Below are 20,363 nucleotides of genomic sequence, written 5' to 3' on the forward strand. Positions count from 1 at the left end.
AAGTGTTGCTATTGTTTTGTTCGTCGGTAGATAACCCGACATGAAATAATCTTCGCGATTTGTGTGTGTTGCATTAAAATTGTGATTTCAAATGTGGTTTTTGTAGTGCTTTTTACTTAGAGGTCTGTGTTGTGGTACGTTCGCTGTGCCTAAATCGTTTTTGCGATATCGCAGTCATTGTGCGAATCGATCCGCAGTTGTTGTTGCGGTTTTTATCACCATACAGACATTATCTGGTTGGTGAACGCGGGATGAACTGGCCACGGCACCCGGATGTAACCAACTACCGCCAATCAATGCAGATACTTATAACGCTCGGTCCTGATGCGCCAAGTCGGATGGTCGAGGGACTGTATTACGTCAGTCAATTATCAGATGATGCCAGCTGCCAACAGATTGTTGAGTTAGCGATCGATGCGGGTATCGATCTAGGGGTCTATCAATCGGCACCTGAAGATATTGCGATACGGGTATGGATAGAGAATCCATCGATCTTGCTGCAAGCGTACGCTGAAAAACATCGCATCAAGTCGATGAAATTCGTTTCGTATTATCCAAGGCAGACAACCATCCCTGATTTCACATATCCGAACGATCAAATACTCTCAAAGCTAGAAGCAACGCTGAATTACACATATGCCTATACGCGTACAGGTTGCGGGATGCGTGTATTGCCGCTGACAAAACATAACGGGTTCTGGCTAATGATTCGCCATGGGGCATTTATGAGGCGATCAGGGACAGTACAAAATGATGGCTCTGTAGGGCAGGTTGTATACAGACCGGAGTACTACGATTCGGTTATCTATAACGCGGATACGGGCGAGCTTGCTGTCAACGCCTCAACGAAAAATGAACGAATCAATTACTGCAAGTGTCTGGGGTTCTGTTTATTTGGTGATGGGTCATTCTTCGATATCCAGCAGAGGAAAAGTAAATATTCCCTATCGCCTCTGATTGATTTGAATCGGTTGTCTCTGGTGAGCTGTGATATTGAAGAAATTGAATCAATTTCCCTTTGTGAACTGCTTATACGTCATCGGAGCTGGCAGCAAGATGTCGAGGTACGCCGGGCAGATGATGTGTTTGCTGCGATTGATGAGGATAGCCGAAACTTGTTCGATGATTCCAGCCAAATCAAACTTGTGCGAGCGAAGTTTCGTATCAAATTTTTAGATCAGCAAATAAGACATGTAACAATCAGACCGCCCGGTACCGTCATCTTTGATCGGGCATCTGATTATTGCGTGATAAGTTCGTGGCTCAAGAAGCGGGGGTTTTTAGGTGCGTTTTGCGAAACAACTTCCTCGTTGACCAGCCCCGGAACCCCCGGAAGCCCCGAAAATGGGTTGATATCGCGGCTGTAGGAATCTCAAGCGTTATGTTGCTGCTCATCTTGATTCCAGTCTGAGAAGTTATTAGCGAATTGCAGGATAACCGCATTCAAGGCTACAGATGAAGGCGTTTTGGCAACTATGTGAGAGCAGGTCACGCCGAATCGCGGTTTACAAGGAATGGGTTGATGTTGGCGGCGATGACTGGGAACTTGTCAGGCAATTGATTTTGCCGACCAGTTGTCTTGCGGCCTCATATCCCAATCCTAAGCCGCACCGTGAAAGAATGAAGATTGTCCGGTATCCATCTGATAAGCTGGTTGCGATTGATCCGGATGATCGAAAAAATCGCATTGAGTTAACGCAGCAGGATATCATTTTTCATAAGCTAGACTTGTATAAGCTGAGGAAATTACTGTGCCGCGGGTTAAGCCAATTGCGCACATCTAAGTCAAAGATTCAAGATCGTATGCATGTTATCCGAGTCGGATCTTTAGAATTCAAGACAACCGCGAAATATCCGGTGTATCTGCTGCTGTGTACAAGCCACGTGATTTTGCGTGAAAAGCTTCTCTTGTTGACGGTTAAGCATAACTCTTCAGGCATACTGATCCTGACGCCAACGCGCATGCGCTGGACAGATGAGATTGAGGAGATTGCAAGCAGTAAGCGAATGCTGCTGGTACCGCTTGAAGCAGTTGTAGAATCGAAGCAGCAGGCGTTGCAAGAAACAAGGGTCTGGCAATCATATCTGGAAACATTTAAGCAGTTAGTTGGTGTTGATCGTCCCGGTCGAACCAATATTCAAAAACCGTTTCCAATGCGGGCCACGCGTGCTGCGAGTATCGAGAAACTCGAAAAGCTGCTGGAAGCGCATCTGATTGCTGCGCGTGATTATGCGTACTATCTACAGGATCAAGGACTTGAGCCTACGCTTTTGCCACGTCCTAAACTCAAGGAACTTGCGGTGCTATTGGGAAGCCACAAAACAGAGGTGAGCAGATGCCTGAATGACCCAAGAGCAAAGGTATTAAAGGTACTCTGGGAGGCGGCGGGATCAATTGAAAGTGTGATGAAATATCAGGCCAAAAGGAAGCAATAACAAGCTCCTTGAACTGTAACTGTTACAGTTTGACCAAATAGCTGTAACTGTAACAAAAATATTTTCGATTGTAAGTATATAAAAAATCACGTCTTAAGAAATGCTTGAAAATTAATAACGCGGATTGCTGTAACTCTCATAGAGGTTAGAGCGGCCTTTTGTGGGCTGCGGATTAATACTTCCATGCGGAGAGTTGCTGATGGATACGAGCGATGGTTCATGCATTGATGCGTTTGGCCGAAAGCGGATTGCATACCACGCCAGGCAACTGCAAGAGCAATTGCAATTGTCGTGGCGAGAGCGGGAAGAGCTTTCACAGGAATTGGCGGTGGGTTTACTTGCCGCGATGAAGCGGTTTGATCCGGCGAAGGCGAACCAGAAAACGTTTATCGATCGTGCTCTTGGCCGGTATGTCCTGCACCAGAAGAGAAAGCTGATCAATCGAGGTAAGTATGCTTCGTTAATCGCTAACTTCGATGATATATCCCCTTTCTTTGATCCGATCTGTAACGATCCTAAGCAGGGTGAATTTAGCGAGCAGGACAGAATAGATCTGAGGTTGGACTTACAGGTGGTACTAGCCAAATTACCGGAGCGCGAACGGAAGATCGTTTCGCTTTTAACACATTACAGCATTTCTGATGTCGCTGAACTGTTCGGTATTCATCGCAGTTCGATGTACCGGATTATTGTTCGATTGCGCGAGCGGTTAATACGTGCGGGCCTAGTGGTTTTCCAAAAACAGCGCAACAAATTTCGTTTTGACGCAGATATAGAGGGTGAAGGGAAATTGTTTCTTTATGAGAGAGGTGCGCGATGAATAACCAAAAGTTGGATATCGATCTCTCTGTCCTGCAGGCAGAACCCGCGGGTGATTACCACGCAAAAGCAAATGAGTATCTCAGTAGCCACCAGCTTATGGATTTTATGAAATGCCCCTGGCTTTACCGCAAAAAACATAAAGGCCTGATTGAGGACAAGGATTCACCTGCGTATCTGATTGGTCGGGCTGCGCATAGCCGCATCTTGGAAGGTCGCGATGCTTATGAATCGTCATTTGCGATGGGCGGACCGATCAATGAGAAAACTGGTAAGCCTTATGGCACACAAACCAAAGCTTTTGTGCAGTGGAGGATAGAGCAAGGCAAACCTGTTCTATCGCATGAGCAAGCTGATCTCGTTGAAAACATGGCCAGTGGTGTTGCGATGAACGACAAAGCGGTTGATCTCTTGCTGTATGGCAGAGCAGAAGGTGTTCTGCGTCAGTCTTACTGTGATATTCCTTGTCAGGTGCGCATCGACTGGACGCATCCACATAAGGGGATTGTGGATCTAAAAACCTGCGATGATTTGTTGTGGTTTGAGGCGGATGCCAAACGATACCACTACGCTTACCAGCTTGCTTTCTACCGGGCCATCTTCGCTACCGCAGTTAAAGAAGATCCTGAGAACATTCCGGTTCATATCGTTGCGGTTGAAAAGAAAGAACCTTATCGCTGCGGCGTCTGGCGCGTCAGTGAGCCTTTGCTCGCGATCACGCAGCGCGAAAACGAAGCTGCGATCCGTAGGCTCATTGCATGCCAGGCCATCAACCACTGGCCCACCGGCTATGAAGAGCTGCGTTATCTCGCAACAGCCCCCCGGAATTTTTGACTTGTAAATGCCTGACGCGCATTCAGGTCTTAATACAGATTCAAAATACAAATCAATTCGTGAATCCACCATCAATATTCACGTTAGATAACAGGAGCGTATGAATGTCATTACTCAAGCAGATTCATATTGGCAAGAAGCAGATGCCGCCACGGATGTTGATCTACGGCACAGAAGGGATTGGTAAATCGACGTTAGCTTCGCATGCACCTGACGCCATATTCATCCCGACAGAAGACGGGTTAGGTGAAATCGATTGCTCAAGCTTTCCGCTGGCTAAAAATTGTGAAGCGGTTATTGATGCGATTGATGTACTGATTAATGAAGAGCATCAATTCCAGACCGTCGTGATCGATTCACTCGACTGGCTCGAACGTTTAGTGTGGGATCAGCTCTGCAAAGAGTATGGCACAAGCAGTATCGAAAAAGTCGATGGCGGCTATGCGCGTGGTTACATCCATGCGTTAACCCATTGGCGCAGAATCCTCAATGGGCTGGATGAACTGCGAACCAAACGCGGCATGTGCACGATCCTTTTAGCCCACGCCAAAGTCGAAACATTTTCAGATCCGGAAGTTGGCGCTTACGACCGGTTCTCGCCGCGATTACACAAGCATGCCAATGCGGTGGTGACCGAATGGGCTGATGCGGTACTGTTCGCCACGCGTAAAGTGATTACGCGCACCGAAGATGCAGGATTTAATCGCACACGCACTCTGGCCTCGGGATTAGGTAAGGAGGGTGGGGACAGAATACTTAGGTGTGTAGGTAGCCCATCATGTGTGGCAAAGAATCGTTACGGCTTACCCGCGGAGTTGCCACTGTCGTGGCAGGCGATCATGAATGCATTGATTCAAACGAACAATCAAAAGGAGCAACGCAATGGCTAACTTAAACGGGTTTAATGCAAGTGAAGTTGAGCCGAATCATGTCTTTGAAGCGATTCCTGCTGGCAAATACATCGCTGCGATTACTTCCAGTGAGATGAAACCCACCAAACGCGGTGATGGCAGTTATCTGGAGCTGGAGCTGACGGTCATTGAAGGCGAGTACCAGAACCGCAAGGTGTGGGACAGGCTGTGTATCAATCATCCCAATGAACTAACGCAGAAGATTGCACGCGGGAACCTGTCTGCGATCTGCCGGGCGGTCAGCGTACTGGAACCAAAGGATTCTGTTGAACTGCACAATCTGCCAATGCAGATCACGGTTCGCTGTAAGACACGCCCTGAAACCAGTGAAATTGATAACGAAATCAAAGGTTATACGGCAATTCCATCACAAGAAACGAATGCAACGGAAGAATCGACAAACAGCGACCCACCCCCATGGAAACGCTAACGCAAATGATGAATGATTAGCAGAGATGCTAATCAAATATTAGACGTGAGCTGATCGCTCACGTTGGGGCCGACGGGTAGAGCCATGACCAAGAACCGCACGCGGTACGGTCATGGAACGTGGGTTCGACTCCCACCGGCTCCAATATGATTCAGGTTTTAGATCAATCAACGTTAAAAACCAAGCCGCCCATGGTACTCCGGCCCTATCAGCAGGAAGCGGTGCGTGCGGTCTATGAGCACCTGCGCTTACGTGATGACAATCCGTGTCTGGTGCTGCCAACAGCTGCAGGCAAAACGCCAGTGATTGCAAGTATCTGCAGGGATGTGGTGCAGAAGTGGGATGGCCGGGTATTGATATTGGCGCACGTCAAAGAACTGCTCGAACAAGCTGTTAATAAGCTACACATTATGGCACCGGATCTGTGGCACAGAATCGGCGTGTACTCTGCGGGATTGGGCAGCCGCGATACAGAGTACCCCATCATCGTCGCCGGGATTCAGTCGGTATATAAGCGTGCAACCGAGCTTGGTCATTTTGACCTGATTCTAATTGATGAATGCCACATGTTGCCGCCAGATGGCGAGGGGATGTATCAGAGCTTCCTCAATGGCATGCAGAAGATCAATCCGCAGGTGCGCCTGATCGGCTTAACCGCAACGCCGTACCGCATGAAGCAGGGACTCATCTGTAACTCTGATCCCGAAAGTTTGCTGCATCACATCTGTTACGAAGTGGGTGTTCGCGAGTTGATCGTTCAAGGTTACCTCTGCCCGTTAAAATCGAAAGCAGGCCAGCGCAAGGTTGATACCTCGAAGCTGCATATCCGGGGCGGCGAATTTATTCAATCAGAAACTGAAGCGTTAATGGATGAAGAGTCGCTGGTTCAATCGGCCTGCTCGGAGATCATCAAGCTTACACAAGATCGCCACTCTGTTCTGATCTTTGCTGCGGGCGTTAAACATGCCCAGCATATTCAACAGACGATCGAAAATATGGGGCATGCGTGCGGATTTGTATGTGGCGATACGCTTCCCTTTAACCGTTCGCAAACACTTGATGGATTTAAAGAGCAAAAGCTCAAATACCTTGTGAATGTGAACGTGCTTACTACCGGCTTTGATGCACCAACAATTGATTGCGTTGTCTTATTGCGTCCTACGCAGTCGCCCGGCCTGCTATATCAGATGGTTGGCAGAGGCTTTCGTATTCACCCATCAAAGCAAGATTGCTTGATTCTTGATTACGGCGGTAACATCCTGCGGCATGGTCCAATTGATGATCTGAAAGTGGCAGATAAAGCGAAAGGTACAGGCAAAGCGCCAGCGAAGGAATGCCCAAATTGCCGGGCGCTGATTCACGCCGCATATAGCAACTGCCCCGAGTGTGGTTATGAGTTTGAACGTGAGCCGGATAACAAGCACAACGCGCAAGCGGATTCTGCAAGTGTTCTTTCTGGCCAAGTCACTGAAACAGATTATGAGGTGCAGGAGGTGTATTACAGTGTTCACCAGAAACGCGGCGCACCAGAAAACAGCCCGCGTACGATGCGGATCGATTACCGCATTGGATTCAATGAGTACAAGAGTGAATGGGTCTGCCCAGAACATCATGGCTACGCACATCAGAAATTTCAAACATGGTGGCAGGATAGATCGCTTGAACCATTGCCTGATTCAGCAGAAGAGGCTGTTGCGATCTGCGATGCAGGCGGCATCGCTGAGACGCACGCTATTACGGTGCGATCGGTCGCGGGTGAAAAATTTGATCGTATCACGAGTTACAAATTGGGTGAAAAGCCACCACGGATGGATGGCTCAGCCTCCGGAAGTTCTGGCATATATTCTGATCAATTCGTTGAGGGTCTTCCATGTCCTGATGATGAGATACCGTTTTGAATAGGTGTAGGTCGATTGTGATCGAAGAAATCACGGCAGCTGATTCACTGCAGCAGTACGTCTCAGTAGATCTCTGCGCCCTGCCTGCACTGCGCATAGAGAAACGCCCAAGCTGCGGCAGGTGGAAGCAGTATCAAAAGCGGCTTCCCACAGAGGCTGAATTGTCCGCATGGTCTGCGAACCATCCGGATGCTGTCTGCATCATCTGCGGAAAAGTTTCGAATCACTTGGAGATTTTAGACTTTGATGCGCAGGGTGAATTGTTCGATGCCTGGGCGAAGCAAATATCACCAGAACTCCTAAACCGCCTTGTGATTCAAGGCACACCTTCCGGAGGCTGGCATGTCATTTACCGATGCCAAACGAGCATCAGCGGCAATATGAAACTCGCCCAGCGATTAGATCAATCAACCGGCGAAATCCTAACACTCATCGAAACACGCGGCGAAGGCGGTTTGTTTTTGTGCTATCCAACGCAAGATTACGAACTGGCACAAGGTGATCTGTGCGATTTACCAGTGATCACAGAAGCAGAACGCGACGCACTACTTCAGGCCGCTTGGGATCTGAATGAATATCTGCCACCTGTGTTGAATAGTCATGCGAACAATCAAACATCAGCCAGACCATGCGAATCTCAACCTGCACATTTGAACAGGCCCGGAGATGATTTTAATAAGCGAGGCGATGTGCGAACTGTGCTCGAAGAGCACGGATGGGTGCGCACTAAAGGCGGAGAAAACGAATATTGGCGAAGACCCGGCAAACAATCGGGTACATCAGCGACGCTAAAGGAGAATGTGTTCTATGTGTTCTCATCAAATGCCACGCCTTTTGAACCGGGTCGCGGATACTCGCCCTTTGCGGTCTATGCGATACTTAGTCATGGCGGAGATTTTGAACAAGCGGCACGTTCTCTTGGAGAGCTTGGCTTTGGTTTAAATTGTTCGAATTCTCTACCAGATGATTCGAATAATCCGGACATCTCGGCCATTGTTCAAATGTCAGCCGCACCACTGAAAGAGAATTCGAATAACGGTCAGACAATCGTATTAGCTGGCGAACCAGCCGAGGCAAAGTCAGAGATCCAAGACCCCGGGCCGATCCCTTTGGAGATGTTGCGCGTGCCGGGGTTTGTCAGTGAGGTGATGGATTACTGCCTTGCGACTGCACCTTACCCCAATCCTGTGATGGCGTTTGCAGGAGCATTAGCGCTTCAGGCGTTTTTAGGTGGACGCAAGGTGCGCGATAGCGGCAATAACAGAACCAATCTTTACCTTCTCGGTCTGGCCCATTCAGCGTCAGGTAAGGACTGGCCGCGCAAGATCAATAACCGAATTTTATTGCAGACCAAACTTGGCAATGCATTAGGTGAACGCTTTGCTAGCGGCGAAGGCATACAGGATGCGCTGTACTTAACGCCTTCGATGCTCTTTCAAACTGATGAGATTGATACGATGCTGCAATCGATCAATCTATCTAAGCATGGTCAGCATGAAGCGATCCTCAGTACGCTTTTAACGATGTATTCATCAGCTAACAGCCTGTATCCCATGCGCAAGAAAGCAAACGTTAAGGGCGAAAACGACATCGGCTTGCGTTATATCGATCAGCCCAATCTGGTCATCTTTGGTACCGCGATTCCCAATCACTACTACGCAGCGCTGAGCGAGCGCATGATGACTAACGGCTTTTTCGCTCGCATGATCGTGCTGGAAGCTGGATCACGTAGTCGCGGTCAAGAACCGGTCATGAGCGACTTGCCGAAGCGCGTTCTTGAAACCGCCAATTGGTGGGCTAACTTTAATCCCATCAAAGGCAACCTGACAGATTTGCATCCGCTGCCTGCATTGGTGGAACATACAAGCCAAGCGCAAAAACATTTAATCGAAACCCGCGATCAGGCAGATCATGAATACGCCAAGGCAGAAGCGGGTAACGATGCGGTGGGTACAACGGTCTGGGGACGCGTCAGCGAGCAGGTTCGTAAGCTATCACTCATCTACGCCATCAGCGAGAACCACCACGCCCCGGTCATTGGCCATGAGGCCGTTGAGTGGGCGTCCGAGTTCGTCATGCACCAAGTCAGGCGGATGCTCTACATGGCCGCGTCACATGCCGCGGAGAGCGCGTTTCATGCCGAGTGTTTGAAGGCTATCACTAAGCTGCGTGAAGCGCCTAATCAGGAGTTAGCCCATAGCGTCCTGCTAAAACGCATGAAGATGAAAGCCAAGGATTTTAAGGATCTGATTGAGACGCTGATTCAGCGGGGAGATATTCAAGTCATAACCACACCACGGGCGGGTAGTCCGATGGTCGTTTATAAGCTCAATTAGGGGGTGAAACGTGGGTGAAATGTGGGTGAAACGAGAGAAACCTGACCGTTTCACGTTTCTCTGATTTCACCCTGGTTTCACCCCCTAAAGGTGAAACGTGAAGAAGTGGTAAGTATAGAAATAATAATAAATAATCATTTTTATATCTCACGTTTCCCTCCTTTCACCCCACCCCCCTCGCATATACATTTTTTATAGGTTAAACCCTCGAAAAACACCTGTTTGTATGTGCGTTTGGGATCGCGCGTGAGGGGTGTGAAACGTGAGATTTTACGGGATTACCAATGGTTCCTTCCCGGTACGTCTGTCATCTGATGGCACGGGAACGAGTCGAGCTGTATTAGACACTTTCTTTCTAACGTGGCGAATTTGTAATTCTTTAAGTGGTATGTGTTTATTTACATTTTTTATGCGCAAGGAGATGAACGATGGCGAAACGTGAGCAGGTGATGAAAATTGAACTTCGAAGGTTGGATGAGGTGGTGCCTTACGAACGTAACCCCCGGCTCAATGACATGGCGGTGGGCGCGGTGGCTGAATCGTTGCGCGCGTTTGGGTTCAGACAGCCGATTGTGGTGGATGCGGATGGCGTGATTGTTGCAGGCCACACCCGATGGAAGGCGGCGCAGAAGCTGGGGCTTGTGAAAGTACCGGTGCATGTGGCAACTGACCTCACCGATAGTCAAATTCGCGCTTATCGCATTGCTGATAACAAGAGCGGCGAACTGGCAGAGTGGGACATGGAGATCCTGCCGATTGAATTAACGGAGCTAAACGGCGACTTTGATTTTGAGTCGTTTGGTTTTGGCGAAAAAGAACTCACGCAGCTTCTTGAAGAAGGAGGCGGCATTCAGCAAGGGTTAACGGATCCGGATGAAATACCTGAGCCACCTGATGAAGCTGTGACACAATCTGGCGATATCTGGCAACTTGGCGACCACAGACTTATGTGCGGCGATAGCGGGTCGGAGTCAGATCTAGGCAGGCTTTTGGATGGGCAGGTGATTGATCTTGTTCTGAGCGACCCCCCTTACAACGTAAAGGTGGAGCCGCGCAGCAACAACGCCATTGCGGCTGGTTTGTCGAGTTTTCCCGCCAGCGGTGGTGGGCACCATCAGAAGTTGGATGTCCAGCGTCATCCGGAAAAAGCTAACGCGACGCACAAAAAGCTACGTGCCAAAGATAGGCCGCTGGAGAACGACTTCATCAGTGATGACGAATTTGATCAGCTGCTTCTCGATTGGTTTGGCAATGCATCGCGCGTTCTCAAGTCAGGCGGAAGTTTTTACATCTGGGGCGGGTACGCGAACCTCGGCAACTATCCCAAGCCGCTGGTTGAATCGGGACTGTACTTCAGTCAGGCAGTTGTATGGGACAAGCAGCATCCGGTACTGACACGCAAGGACATGATGGGATCGTTTGAGCTTTGCTTTTATGGCTGGAAGGTTGGCGCGGGACATAGTTTTTACGGTCCTAACAACGCGACGGACTTGTGGCACGTGAAGAAGGTGAGTCCGCAGTCGATGGTACATCTGACTGAGAAGCCAGTGGAATTGGCGGTGCGTGCGATTCAGTATTCATCAAAGCGAGGTGAGAACGTGCTGGACTTGTTTGGCGGTTCAGGCAGTACGCTGATTGGATGTGAACAGACTGAGCGAAAGGCATATCTGATGGAATTTGATCCGCTGTACTGTGATGTGATCGTGAAGCGTTGGGAGATGTTTACGGGGAAGAAAGCGGTGAGGCTTGAACGAATGGCAGGTCAATAGATTTTGCAGGTGACTTTGCTTTTGCTGGCACTTTGGATTTCGACAGGTTGGATGCCGTAAGCCGTGATGACTTTGATGGTGACGGTATCGTGATTGGTCGGGTAGGCATCAAAGACTTCCAGCCAATTCCCGCCAAGACAGATCACATCGCCGGGCTTTAGATCGCACCAGTTACGCTCAATCGTTTTAGATTCATTTGTCATTTGCATTGGTTTCCTTTCACAGTCACATCAGGGCGTATTTGAGCTGATTCATCAAGCAGGATTCATGCCTAATCGCGAGATCGTTATGGCCAAAAAAGCAGATCCCAAGCTGAGCCTTACCTCGTTAACGCCTACGCAGGCAGCACAAGTCCTCGCATCTGCTTACGGCAAACGGGTTGATCCTGGGCAGGTGCAAGCCATTGCGGAGGAAGGTGATCTACTTCGCGCCGATGGCACGCTGAACCTGATGGAGTATGTAGCGTATCTTGCTAGCGAAATGGCCAATAAGCCAAGTCACTGAACTTGCTTAGCGACAAATAAGTGGGGGGATTGGGGGGGGTAAGGGGGGATGGGGATCTGTGTGATGAACCTACGAAAATTAAAGCCCGCAGAATTGCTGCGTGTGATCAATTCGACACGTTTTGGGAATGTGCTGAGTGAATCGCAGCTTCGACGCCATCGCAACATGGCGGGCTATACCATTGGCGATGTGCGTAGTATTGATCTGCTGCGTTACGCGGCGTGGCTGACGTTGCAGTACTCACAAGAAATTAAACAAAGTGGCGGCTACGAGCAGCACAAGAAACGCATGGCAGAGCAGGCTGCTGAGATGGTACGCTCGGCGCAAGATATTGGCGTGTTGCCAGAAGTTGCTGATCCAGAACGTAAGAAGAATGCAACTGAATCGTTCAGAGGTTTATGTGAGACCTATTTCCCTGAAGTGTTTTATCTGCCGTGGTCGGCGGATCATGAGAAGGTCATCAGTAAGATTGAGAAGGCGGTCACCAGTGGCGGCCTGTTTGCGGTTGCGATGCCGCGTGGTTCGGGCAAGACTGTTTTGATGCAGATGGCGTGTTTGTGGGCAGCGTTAACTGGGGCGACACCTTTTGTGTGTTTGATTGCAGCATCAGCAGATCGAGCGAAGGACTTGCTTGAAAATATCAAAGTGTGGCTGGAAACTAATCCGCTTTTAGCGGCTGACTTTCCAGAAGTTTGTTATCCGATTAAGGCGCTGGAGCGCATCACCAATCGCCAAAAGGGACAGAAGTTTCAGGGTGAGCCGACGCGGATCGAGTGGGCGGCAGATAAGATTGTGCTCCCCACGATACCCGGCTCCAAAGCATCGGGCGTTGTGATTTCATGCTCAGGAATGAAGGGGTCAGATCTCCGCGGGCAGAACCATGCTAGGCCAGACGGGCAAGTTGTCAGACCTGCACTTGTGATGGTCGACGACCCGCAAACAACAGAGTCCGCTTGGTCACCTAGCCAATCGCAAAGACGTGAAGCAATCCTAGCGGGTGATGTCTTGGGTATGGCGGGGCCGAGTAAGAAGATCGCAGGTCTGATGGCATGTACGGTGATTCGTCCCGGCGATATGGCGGACAATATGCTTGACCGGCAAAAGCACCCTGAGTGGCAAGGGCAGCGTACCAAGATGGTTTACAAGTTCCCGAGTAACGAAAAACTCTGGGCTACCTATGCGCAAATTAGAGCGGATAGCCTGCGCAACGATAGCGATGGATCGGAAGCAACCAAGTTCTATCAAGAGAACCAAGTCGCCATGGATGAAGGCGCGGTGGTTGCTTGGCCGCAGCGGTTCTATGAAGGTGAACTGTCTGCGATTCAACACGCGATGAATTTGAAGTTGCGCGATGACGCAGCGTTCTTTGCTGAGTATCAGAACGAACCGATCGTCGAAACAGAAGGCGAAGAAATGCTAACTCCGGAGGAGATTGCGAAAAAAACGAATGGTTATCTTCCGGGGGCTGTGCCGATTGGTTGCAATCACCTGACGATGTTTATCGATGTGCAGCAAAAAGTATTGTTTTGGATGATCTGCGGATGGGAGGATGATTTTACCGGTTACGTTTTAGATTATGGTGTATGGCCATCCCCAGACCCCGGAAGACACTACTTCGCGCTCGCTAACTTGCAGAATACGCTCGCTAAAGCCAAGCCGGGCGCGGGGCTTGAAGGACAGATCTATCACGGGCTTGAGCAGCTCACATTGCAAACTTTGTCTCGCATTTACAGGCGCGAAGATGGCGCAGAGATGCATATTAATCGTTGTATGATTGATGCGAACTGGGGGCAGTCGACCGATGTGGTTTACCAGTTCTGCAGGCAAAGTGAATTCGCGACGATCCTATTGCCAAGCCATGGTAAGTATGTGGGCGCATCAAGTACGCCGTTTAGCGAATACAAACGTAAACGCGGCGACCGTATTGGACACCACTGGCGGATTCCTAATATCACCGGGCGAAGACAGGTGCGTCATGCGCTTGTTGATACGAACTACTGGAAGTCGTTTGTGCATGCGCGACTATCTGTCGCGATGGGTGATCCGGGCTGCTTGAGTTTGTATGGCAGGGATACAGAGAGGCACCGGTTACTCGCAGACCACATGACTGCTGAATACCGCGTTAAAACTTTAGCTCGCGGACGCGTGGTTGATGAATGGAAGCTAAAAGCTGCCCGGCCAGACAATCATTGGCTGGATTGCTTGGTTGGGTGTGCAGTCGGCGCGAGCATGATGGGAGCGTCATTGCCGGGTACGAATGCCGTCGTAAAACAAACAGCGAAGCGTCTGCGGTTATCTGGTTTACAACATAAAAAGGCACGTCAAAAACGAGGATAATTCTCGACATCATCGTAGAATTCTCTGGATAATTTTACGATCCTATCGATAATTCTCCGCTTAAGAAACATCCAGACAGATTCCTGTCATCGAGATTTCGTAGCATTCAAAGATTATGAAGAATATGCGTTGAGATAATCAAAACATCAAACCATGTTTTGCCATTTAATGCCAGTCGTTGACAGCATTTCACATCCAACAAAAAAATTCACAAAATCACCAAAAAATGCGCAACAAATTTCGTTTTGACGCAGATATAGAGGGTGTAGGGGAGATAGTGTGGGGGGATGGGTTTTTATGATGGCAGAGGATACCACAACCAACAATCTCAGAGAGAATGCTGCCGGGCCACGGAAGGCGAGCGGCGATTCGGGATCGGTCGAGCAGCATAGCCTGCAAGATCAGATTGCTGCGGATAAATATCTCGAATCTAAGAAGGCCAGCCGATCGAAAGGACTCGGTATTCGGCTGGTCTCTATTGTCCCTGGCGGCACAGCTGACGGAGCAACATGATGAGTCCCTTGCACGCGTGGTTTAAATCCAAACGTCACGATGCGCCCAATCAATCGCAGCAAGTAAGACCGGCTGTGATCAAAGCGCGTTATGACGCAGCGCAAACCACACGTGAGAACATGCGCCATTGGGTGATGGCGGATAGCTGCTCAGCGGATCAATCGGCATCACCTGAAGTTCGCCGTAAACTCCGTGAACGTGCTCGCTACGAGGTAGCTAACAACAGCTACGCTAAGGGGATCGTACTCACTATTGCCAACGACTGCATCGGCACCGGGCCAAGACTTCAGGTTTTAACTGAAGATGATCAAACAAATCGCAAGATCGAAAACGCGTTCAGCGATTGGAGTCAATCGGTCAATCTTGCTGAAAAACTCCGCACCATGCGGATGGCTAAAACGACCGATGGTGAAGTCTTTGCTGTTTTAGCCGCCAATCCAAAGCTTGATTCGCCGGTGCAGATGGATGTTCAGCTCATCGAAACAGAACGCGTCGCCTCACCGCAAGATCAGTTCAACATAAATGCCAATGATGTTGATGGTATTCAGCTGAACCGACTCGGTATACCCGAATCATACACAGTGTTAAGAAATCACTCTGCCCCCGGAGCCCCCGGAAGTTTCGGTTCTAATATTCGTCGTGGTTTCGATGTAATCACTGCTGATTCAATGATTCACTGGTTTCGAATGGATCGACCTGATCAGCATCGTGGTGTGCCAGAGATTACGCCTGCTTTACCGCTTTTTGCGCAGCTTCGCAGATACACACTCGCGGTGATCGCAGCAGCGGAAACAGCCGCAGACTTTGCGGCGGTGCTTTACACCGATGCGCCAGCTAACGGTGAAGCCCAAGCACTTGAGCCGATGGATGTGATTGATCTTGAGAAACGCATGGCCACGGTATTGCCAGATGGTTGGCGGCTTGGACAAGTCAGTGCACAGCAGCCCACAACCACCTACGCGGAATTTAAGCGAGAGATTCTTAACGAGATCGCACGTTGCCTGAACCTGCCTTACAACATCGCAGCTTGTAACTCAAGTGGCTACAACTACGCATCAGGCCGCTTGGATCACCAGACATATTACAAATCCATTCGAGTCGAACAGGCAGATTTAGTCACCAGCGTTTTGGATCCCATTCTGCATGGATGGATACACGAAGGCATGTTAACAACTGAACTTAATGTGCTTCGGCGTTTGAAGCATTTGCCGCATCAATGGTTCTTCGACGGAACGGAGCATGTGGATCCAGCCAAGGAAGCGAACGCGCAGGCAACCCGGCTTAAGAGCTGCAGCACGACACTTGCTGCTGAGTATGCAAGGCAAGGTAAAGATTGGGAAATCGAGTTACGCCAGCGAGCCAAGGAAAAGAACTTGATGCGCGAACTGGGGCTGACAGAAAGTGACGGATCTACGGAGACAGGTCACAAGGAAAGTATGCAGGAGCAAAACGATGATCCAAGCGCAAGCGAAAACAAAGACGCAAGCCACTGAACTTGCATTCTTATGCCCATTGCAGATCAAAGCCGCGAGTGGTGAAGATCAATCCATGCCCCGCTTTGAGATGGTGGCTTACACCGGCGGGCTAATGCAGGTTGAGGGCTTTGATTTTCCAGTGGTCGTCGATCTAGAAGGACTGGATATCAGTCAGCAGCAGATCCCGATCCGGCTAGATCATCAAGCTAGGCAAGGTGTGGGGCACACCAGTACGGTTGATATTCAAAATGGCGAGCTTGTTGCTGAAGGACTGATTAGCCGCGATACTTCTTGGGCGCGAGATGTTGCTAAGAGCGGCTCAAACGGTTTTCCTTGGCAGGCCAGTATCGGTGCGTCTGTGATTCGCAGCGAGTTCATTCCAAACGGCCATCAGGTTGAAGTCAACGGCCAAAGCTTTGATGGACCCATCTATATCGTGCGCGAGGCATCGCTTCGTGAAATTTCTTTTGTTGATAGCGGCGCTGATACCAAGACCTCTGCGAGGGTAGCTGCTAAAAAGGCTGACGATGAAACGGCTGAAACGAAAGAGGATGAGCAGGAAGAAACAGAGGAAGAGGAAACAGCGTCAGATGATGTGAACGCCAATCAAACGATTCAGGCGATGCGATCGCAGATTGCAGGTGAATCGCGGCGCATTGAAGCGATCCGCAAGATCTGCGGCGATGACCACCGTGATATCGAAGCCAAGGCGATCGAAGAAGGATGGGATACCACTAAGACCGAACTGCAGGTTCTTCGGGCTAGTCGGCCGCAGGTACCAGCGATGATAACGACGGATCGGCCGCGTGATGCGAACGTGTTTGAAGCAGTTGCCATGATGAATGCGGGATTGCAAGCATCACGTCTCGAATCCTTGTACACATCGCAAATCCTTGAAGCAGCAGATAAGCTTCGCGGGATCGGCATCCAAGAATTCTGCGAGCTTGCCTGTGGTCAGCAGCTGCCACGATTTAGGCGCGATGCATCAGGTTGGTTGCAGGCAGCGTTCAGCACCACCAGCTTGCCAGGCATCTTGAGCAATATCGCCAACAAGATGCTGCTTGAAGGCTACAACTACATCGAAGATACCTGGCGGCGGATCTGCAAGATCGCCAGCGTGAATGATTTTAAAGAGCACAGCCGTTACCGCATGACCGGCAGCTTTAAGTTTGAGCAGGTAGGCGCAGATGGCGAACTCAAACACGGCCAACTCGATGAACAAAAGTTCGGCCAAAAAGCCGATACCCACGGCATCATGTTCGCACTGACCCGGCAGATGATTATAAACGACGACATGGGCGCGTTCACCGATATCCCGCGGCAGATCGGAATGGGCGCTGCTGAAGCGATTGCCGATGCGGTGTGGGGTTTACTGCTCCGCAATCCGCCGCAGGCTGACGGCCATGCATTTTTCTCAAACGACCACAAAAACCTTAAGACAGGTAACGACAGCATTCTGAATGTCGATGGCCTTACCGCTGCTGAGATTCTCTTTGGGCAGCAGATTAAACCCAACGGCAGGCCGCTCGGGATTCAAGCGGCACTCCTGCTCGTGCCTATTGCACTGAAGGTGCAGGCGCAGTTGCTCATGAACAGCTTGCAACTCAATGAAACCACAACCGCTAACAAAGCGAAGCCTGCGACCAATCCGCATGTTGGTAAGTTCGATGTAATCAGCAGTTCTTATCTTTCGAATAACAGCTTCACGGGTGCATCCAGTAAAGCATGGTATCTCTTTGCCGACCCCAATCGGCTACCCGCACTTGAAGTGGCATTCCTAAACGGCATCGACCGGCCTACGGTTGAGAAAACCGATGCGGACTTCAACACACTCGGCATTCAGTTCCGCGGATTTATCGACTTCGGTGTACGTGAGCAAGATTATCGCGGTGCATTGAAAATGAAGGGCGAGGCGTAAGTCAGAGTGTTCGGCTTGCAAGCAAATCATTCAGAACAACAAACAAGGGAATAAAGCATGATGGCAAGATTTATTCATAACGGTGATGCGATTGATTACGCGCCTGAAACTGATACGCCAGCGGGCACGGTAGTCGTCGTTGGCGATCTGATTGGTGTTGCCAAGCTGGATATCAAGGCTGGTGAGCTTGGCGTGCTACATGTTCGCGGCGTTTTTGATTTTCCAAAAGCGACAGGTGCCGGAAGCGGCAGCGGTATGGGCGTCAATATCTACTGGGATGAAGGCGATCAGATCGCAACGCAGGATAGCGACAGCGGCACCAATAAACTGCTTGGCAAAGCAATTGCTGCAGCGATTGATAGCGATCTGTTTGTGCGCGTGAGGATGACGTAGGATAAAAACAAGCATGACCGTGGGACCCATCGCCGCACGTCCGTAACGTTCAGTATTTCAAATACCGTGCCTTTATGCCACCTCGGTCATGCTTGTTAATGCTTTGATAAGTCCCTCAGCTTTACGTCCGAAACCGCTGTTCTCGCTAAAGAGCATGCTGAATGTCAAGCCTTATCAAGTTGTCGCGACAATATTTAGTAGTAACAGTTTTTAGAAACTATATCAATGAAAAATGTCTTACAAGAGGGCTTAAAGTGGCTGGAGGTACAACGTCACACACACATGGCCAGTCCTGCTCTTTACAAGCGAGTGAATGAGCAAGGCCAGATCATAGAAAAACAGATTGTGGCCACCATCGGTCATACCGAACTTGATGTTTCAGATGGTTACGGCACCACCATCAAATCGCATGCGACCGACTTTCTAATTCTTGCAGAGGATCTAGATTTTGAACCTAAAGCTGGTGACACGATAGTTTTTGATGATCGCATCTATGAAGTGATGACGCTGTCAGGGCAGGGACTTGGTGGGCACTGGCAATGGTCAGATCCATACCACACAACCTACCGCATCCACACCAAAGAGATTGGAGCAGCTGATGAGTGACTGTGATCAATTTGAACTCTGTCAGAAGCAATTGGCCTCAATCCAAAGCAAACTTGATCGGCTGGATGAAGCAATCCGTGGTGCGCCCGGCAACGGCTCCCGACCGGGTATCCTCGTCAGGCTTGACCGTTTGGAACAGGACGCGATACGCCAATCCAAACTGATCTGGCTCATCATCGGCTCAGTCGTTACAGCAGTCACGTCAGTGATCGTGATTTGGCTAACTGTAGGAGGAGCGATCTAACTGATGAGTCTGATCACCGAGATTGCAGACGCTGTTGCTCATGAACTAAATACAGCTAACGCCAGTACATTTAGTCAATCATTTACTGCTCAAAGATCGGTATTGCCGTTATTTGATCTGGAAGACCTCAAAGAACTCAAAGTCACTGTTGTACCAAAGTCGGTTGAGATTAACGGCTCAACAAGAAGTGTCAGTCAGTATGACATTACTGTTGATATTGGCATTCAGAGAAAACTGTCAAACTCATCAACTGTTGACGCTCAGGTTGAATCACTAGGCATGCTAGTCGATGAAATCGCAGAGTATTTGAGGCAACGCAAGCTTACGTCAGCTGCTTTTGCTGCGTGGGTGAGTTCTACGAATGATCCTGTTTATGCGGTAGAGCACCTTGCTGAAAAACGCGTATTTACCAGCGTCTTAACAGTTACTTACCGCGCGATGAAGTAGGAGGTCAAAATGGCAATGCCTGAAAAGAAATGGCTAAAAGCTGCGACACTTGCCATTGATCCGGATGATGGCGCATTGCTGGTTGATATCACCGCGCCAAGCACGTTTACAGGCGGTGGGAAAGCTGTGGCTGATCCCGCAATCCCAGAACCTTTGGTGAATGAATCAACACCATGCCGCTTTGTCTGGATTGCGGCACCGATGGATGGTGAAGGCAATTTTACCAATACAAAACCAGTATTTTTAGGTGACAGCCTGAACCAAAACATGCCACTCAAACCCAGTAATTACCGTGGTGTGGTGATACGGATTGATGATGCCAGCAAGATTTTCGTGAGGGCAGTGGCTGCGAATGAAGGTGTGGTGTTCCGCATTACCAGTGAAGGACCGCTGGAAGATAACACATAAGCGATTTGATGTTGTTGCGGAGAGCTTCGTTGCAACATGTTGGGGTTTCATTTTTCGTTATTCCCCATTTTATTGAATGATCAGC

General features: G+C 49.6%; 20 protein-coding genes and 1 pseudogene. 20 read left to right on the forward strand and 1 reads right to left on the reverse strand.

The features are described 5' to 3' along the window. Positions 1-251: 251 nt before the first annotated feature. The 10 genes and pseudogenes from KS4_RS05040 to KS4_RS05080 all read left to right on the forward strand — a co-directional run bounded on the left by KS4_RS05040 (position 252) and on the right by KS4_RS05080 (position 11,433). Complete coding sequence (locus KS4_RS05040; protein WP_145075485.1) at positions 252-1,367, forward strand: hypothetical protein; 1,116 nt, start codon at positions 252-254, stop codon at positions 1,365-1,367. A gap of 88 nt (positions 1,368-1,455) precedes the next feature. Beyond that, positions 1,456-2,436 carry a hypothetical protein gene (locus tag KS4_RS05045; RefSeq protein WP_145075487.1) on the forward strand — a complete coding sequence of 327 codons (981 nt, stop codon included), beginning with the start codon at positions 1,456-1,458 and terminating at the stop codon, positions 2,434-2,436. Between the two features lie 199 nt (positions 2,437-2,635). After that, positions 2,636-3,256: a sigma-70 family RNA polymerase sigma factor gene (locus tag KS4_RS05050; protein WP_145075490.1), complete on the forward strand. Its 621-nt coding sequence runs from the start codon at positions 2,636-2,638 to the stop codon at positions 3,254-3,256. Positions 3,257-3,267: 11 nt separating this feature from the next. Beyond that, positions 3,268-4,089 carry a PD-(D/E)XK nuclease-like domain-containing protein gene (locus KS4_RS05055; RefSeq protein WP_200761590.1) on the forward strand — a complete coding sequence of 274 codons (822 nt, stop codon included), beginning with the start codon at positions 3,268-3,270 and terminating at the stop codon, positions 4,087-4,089. A 104-nt stretch (positions 4,090-4,193) separates the two neighbouring features. Beyond that, positions 4,194-4,979, forward strand: coding sequence for an ATP-binding protein (locus KS4_RS05060; RefSeq protein ID WP_145075496.1), 786 nt, complete (start codon positions 4,194-4,196; stop codon positions 4,977-4,979). Continuing rightward, positions 4,972-5,430 (forward strand): DUF669 domain-containing protein, encoded by a 459-nt coding sequence (locus KS4_RS05065; RefSeq protein WP_145075499.1) that lies wholly within the window; start codon positions 4,972-4,974, stop codon positions 5,428-5,430. The genes KS4_RS05060 and KS4_RS05065 overlap by 8 nt, the downstream gene beginning before the upstream one ends. Before the next feature lie 65 nt (positions 5,431-5,495). Next, positions 5,496-5,574, forward strand: a pseudogene (locus tag KS4_RS17505). 47 nt (positions 5,575-5,621) lie between these two features. Next, positions 5,622-7,328: a DEAD/DEAH box helicase family protein gene (locus KS4_RS05070; RefSeq protein WP_200761591.1), complete on the forward strand. Its 1,707-nt coding sequence runs from the start codon at positions 5,622-5,624 to the stop codon at positions 7,326-7,328. A 17-nt stretch (positions 7,329-7,345) separates the two neighbouring features. Then, the gene (locus KS4_RS05075; protein ID WP_200761592.1) at positions 7,346-9,664 is read left to right on the forward strand and encodes a bifunctional DNA primase/polymerase; all 2,319 of its coding nucleotides are present in this window, start codon (positions 7,346-7,348) and stop codon (positions 9,662-9,664) included. A gap of 428 nt (positions 9,665-10,092) precedes the next feature. Next, positions 10,093-11,433, forward strand: a complete 1,341-nt coding sequence (locus KS4_RS05080) for a DNA modification methylase (protein ID WP_200761593.1) — start codon at positions 10,093-10,095, stop codon at positions 11,431-11,433. Here the strand turns inward: KS4_RS05080 and KS4_RS05085 are convergent. Beyond that, the gene (locus KS4_RS05085; RefSeq protein WP_145075507.1) at positions 11,427-11,636 is read right to left on the reverse strand and encodes a hypothetical protein; all 210 of its coding nucleotides are present in this window, start codon (positions 11,634-11,636) and stop codon (positions 11,427-11,429) included. The genes KS4_RS05080 and KS4_RS05085 overlap by 7 nt on opposite strands. Before the next feature lie 64 nt (positions 11,637-11,700). Here KS4_RS05085 and KS4_RS05090 point away from each other — a divergent pair, with 64 nt between their 5' ends. The 10 genes from KS4_RS05090 (at position 11,701) to KS4_RS05135 (ending at position 20,278) form a co-directional block, all read left to right on the forward strand. Continuing rightward, the gene (locus tag KS4_RS05090; RefSeq protein ID WP_145075510.1) at positions 11,701-11,937 is read left to right on the forward strand and encodes a hypothetical protein; all 237 of its coding nucleotides are present in this window, start codon (positions 11,701-11,703) and stop codon (positions 11,935-11,937) included. Between the two features lie 63 nt (positions 11,938-12,000). Continuing rightward, positions 12,001-14,274, forward strand: coding sequence for a terminase gpA endonuclease subunit (locus KS4_RS05095; protein ID WP_200761594.1), 2,274 nt, complete (start codon positions 12,001-12,003; stop codon positions 14,272-14,274). Between the two features lie 297 nt (positions 14,275-14,571). After that, on the forward strand, positions 14,572-14,787 hold the full coding sequence (locus KS4_RS05100) for a hypothetical protein (protein ID WP_200761595.1): 216 nt from the start codon (positions 14,572-14,574) through the stop codon (positions 14,785-14,787). Beyond that, complete coding sequence (locus tag KS4_RS05105) at positions 14,787-16,280, forward strand: phage portal protein (RefSeq protein WP_200761596.1); 1,494 nt, start codon at positions 14,787-14,789, stop codon at positions 16,278-16,280. Before KS4_RS05100 ends, KS4_RS05105 begins: the two co-directional genes overlap by 1 nt. Continuing rightward, a complete protein-coding gene (locus tag KS4_RS05110) occupies positions 16,240-18,180 on the forward strand; it encodes a phage major capsid protein (RefSeq protein WP_145075519.1) in 1,941 nt (646 codons plus the stop codon). Before KS4_RS05105 ends, KS4_RS05110 begins: the two co-directional genes overlap by 41 nt. 57 nt (positions 18,181-18,237) lie before the next feature. After that, positions 18,238-18,573, forward strand: coding sequence for a DUF2190 family protein (locus tag KS4_RS05115; protein WP_145075522.1), 336 nt, complete (start codon positions 18,238-18,240; stop codon positions 18,571-18,573). A gap of 225 nt (positions 18,574-18,798) precedes the next feature. After that, positions 18,799-19,179, forward strand: a complete 381-nt coding sequence (locus tag KS4_RS05120) for a hypothetical protein (protein ID WP_145075525.1) — start codon at positions 18,799-18,801, stop codon at positions 19,177-19,179. Continuing rightward, positions 19,172-19,423 carry a hypothetical protein gene (locus KS4_RS05125; protein WP_145075528.1) on the forward strand — a complete coding sequence of 84 codons (252 nt, stop codon included), beginning with the start codon at positions 19,172-19,174 and terminating at the stop codon, positions 19,421-19,423. The genes KS4_RS05120 and KS4_RS05125 overlap by 8 nt, the downstream gene beginning before the upstream one ends. A 3-nt stretch (positions 19,424-19,426) precedes the next feature. Then, positions 19,427-19,870 carry a hypothetical protein gene (locus KS4_RS05130; protein WP_145075531.1) on the forward strand — a complete coding sequence of 148 codons (444 nt, stop codon included), beginning with the start codon at positions 19,427-19,429 and terminating at the stop codon, positions 19,868-19,870. Positions 19,871-19,879: 9 nt separating this feature from the next. Further along, a complete protein-coding gene (locus KS4_RS05135) occupies positions 19,880-20,278 on the forward strand; it encodes a hypothetical protein (protein WP_145075534.1) in 399 nt (132 codons plus the stop codon). Positions 20,279-20,363 lie beyond the last annotated feature (85 nt).

Origin of the sequence: Poriferisphaera corsica (assembly GCF_007747445.1) — a bacterium.
In the GTDB taxonomy this organism is placed as follows: Bacteria; Planctomycetota; Phycisphaerae; order Phycisphaerales; family Phycisphaeraceae; genus Poriferisphaera; species Poriferisphaera corsica.

Coding starts and splice junctions, on each gene's coding strand:
- KS4_RS05060 (WP_145075496.1), top strand. CDS start 4,194: ATGTCATTACTCAAGCAGATTCATATTGGCAAGAAGCAGATGCCGCCA.
- KS4_RS05040 (WP_145075485.1), top strand. CDS start 252: ATGAACTGGCCACGGCACCCGGATGTAACCAACTACCGCCAATCAATG.
- KS4_RS05045 (WP_145075487.1), top strand. CDS start 1,456: ATGAAGGCGTTTTGGCAACTATGTGAGAGCAGGTCACGCCGAATCGCG.
- KS4_RS05070 (WP_200761591.1), top strand. CDS start 5,622: ATGGTACTCCGGCCCTATCAGCAGGAAGCGGTGCGTGCGGTCTATGAG.
- KS4_RS05085 (WP_145075507.1), bottom strand. CDS start 11,636: ATGACAAATGAATCTAAAACGATTGAGCGTAACTGGTGCGATCTAAAG.
- KS4_RS05110 (WP_145075519.1), top strand. CDS start 16,240: ATGATCCAAGCGCAAGCGAAAACAAAGACGCAAGCCACTGAACTTGCA.
- KS4_RS05050 (WP_145075490.1), top strand. CDS start 2,636: ATGGATACGAGCGATGGTTCATGCATTGATGCGTTTGGCCGAAAGCGG.
- KS4_RS05135 (WP_145075534.1), top strand. CDS start 19,880: ATGGCAATGCCTGAAAAGAAATGGCTAAAAGCTGCGACACTTGCCATT.
- KS4_RS05090 (WP_145075510.1), top strand. CDS start 11,701: ATGCCTAATCGCGAGATCGTTATGGCCAAAAAAGCAGATCCCAAGCTG.
- KS4_RS05095 (WP_200761594.1), top strand. CDS start 12,001: ATGAACCTACGAAAATTAAAGCCCGCAGAATTGCTGCGTGTGATCAAT.
- KS4_RS05065 (WP_145075499.1), top strand. CDS start 4,972: ATGGCTAACTTAAACGGGTTTAATGCAAGTGAAGTTGAGCCGAATCAT.
- KS4_RS05105 (WP_200761596.1), top strand. CDS start 14,787: ATGAGTCCCTTGCACGCGTGGTTTAAATCCAAACGTCACGATGCGCCC.
- KS4_RS05125 (WP_145075528.1), top strand. CDS start 19,172: ATGAGTGACTGTGATCAATTTGAACTCTGTCAGAAGCAATTGGCCTCA.
- KS4_RS05115 (WP_145075522.1), top strand. CDS start 18,238: ATGATGGCAAGATTTATTCATAACGGTGATGCGATTGATTACGCGCCT.
- KS4_RS05130 (WP_145075531.1), top strand. CDS start 19,427: ATGAGTCTGATCACCGAGATTGCAGACGCTGTTGCTCATGAACTAAAT.
- KS4_RS05080 (WP_200761593.1), top strand. CDS start 10,093: ATGGCGAAACGTGAGCAGGTGATGAAAATTGAACTTCGAAGGTTGGAT.
- KS4_RS05100 (WP_200761595.1), top strand. CDS start 14,572: ATGATGGCAGAGGATACCACAACCAACAATCTCAGAGAGAATGCTGCC.
- KS4_RS05120 (WP_145075525.1), top strand. CDS start 18,799: ATGAAAAATGTCTTACAAGAGGGCTTAAAGTGGCTGGAGGTACAACGT.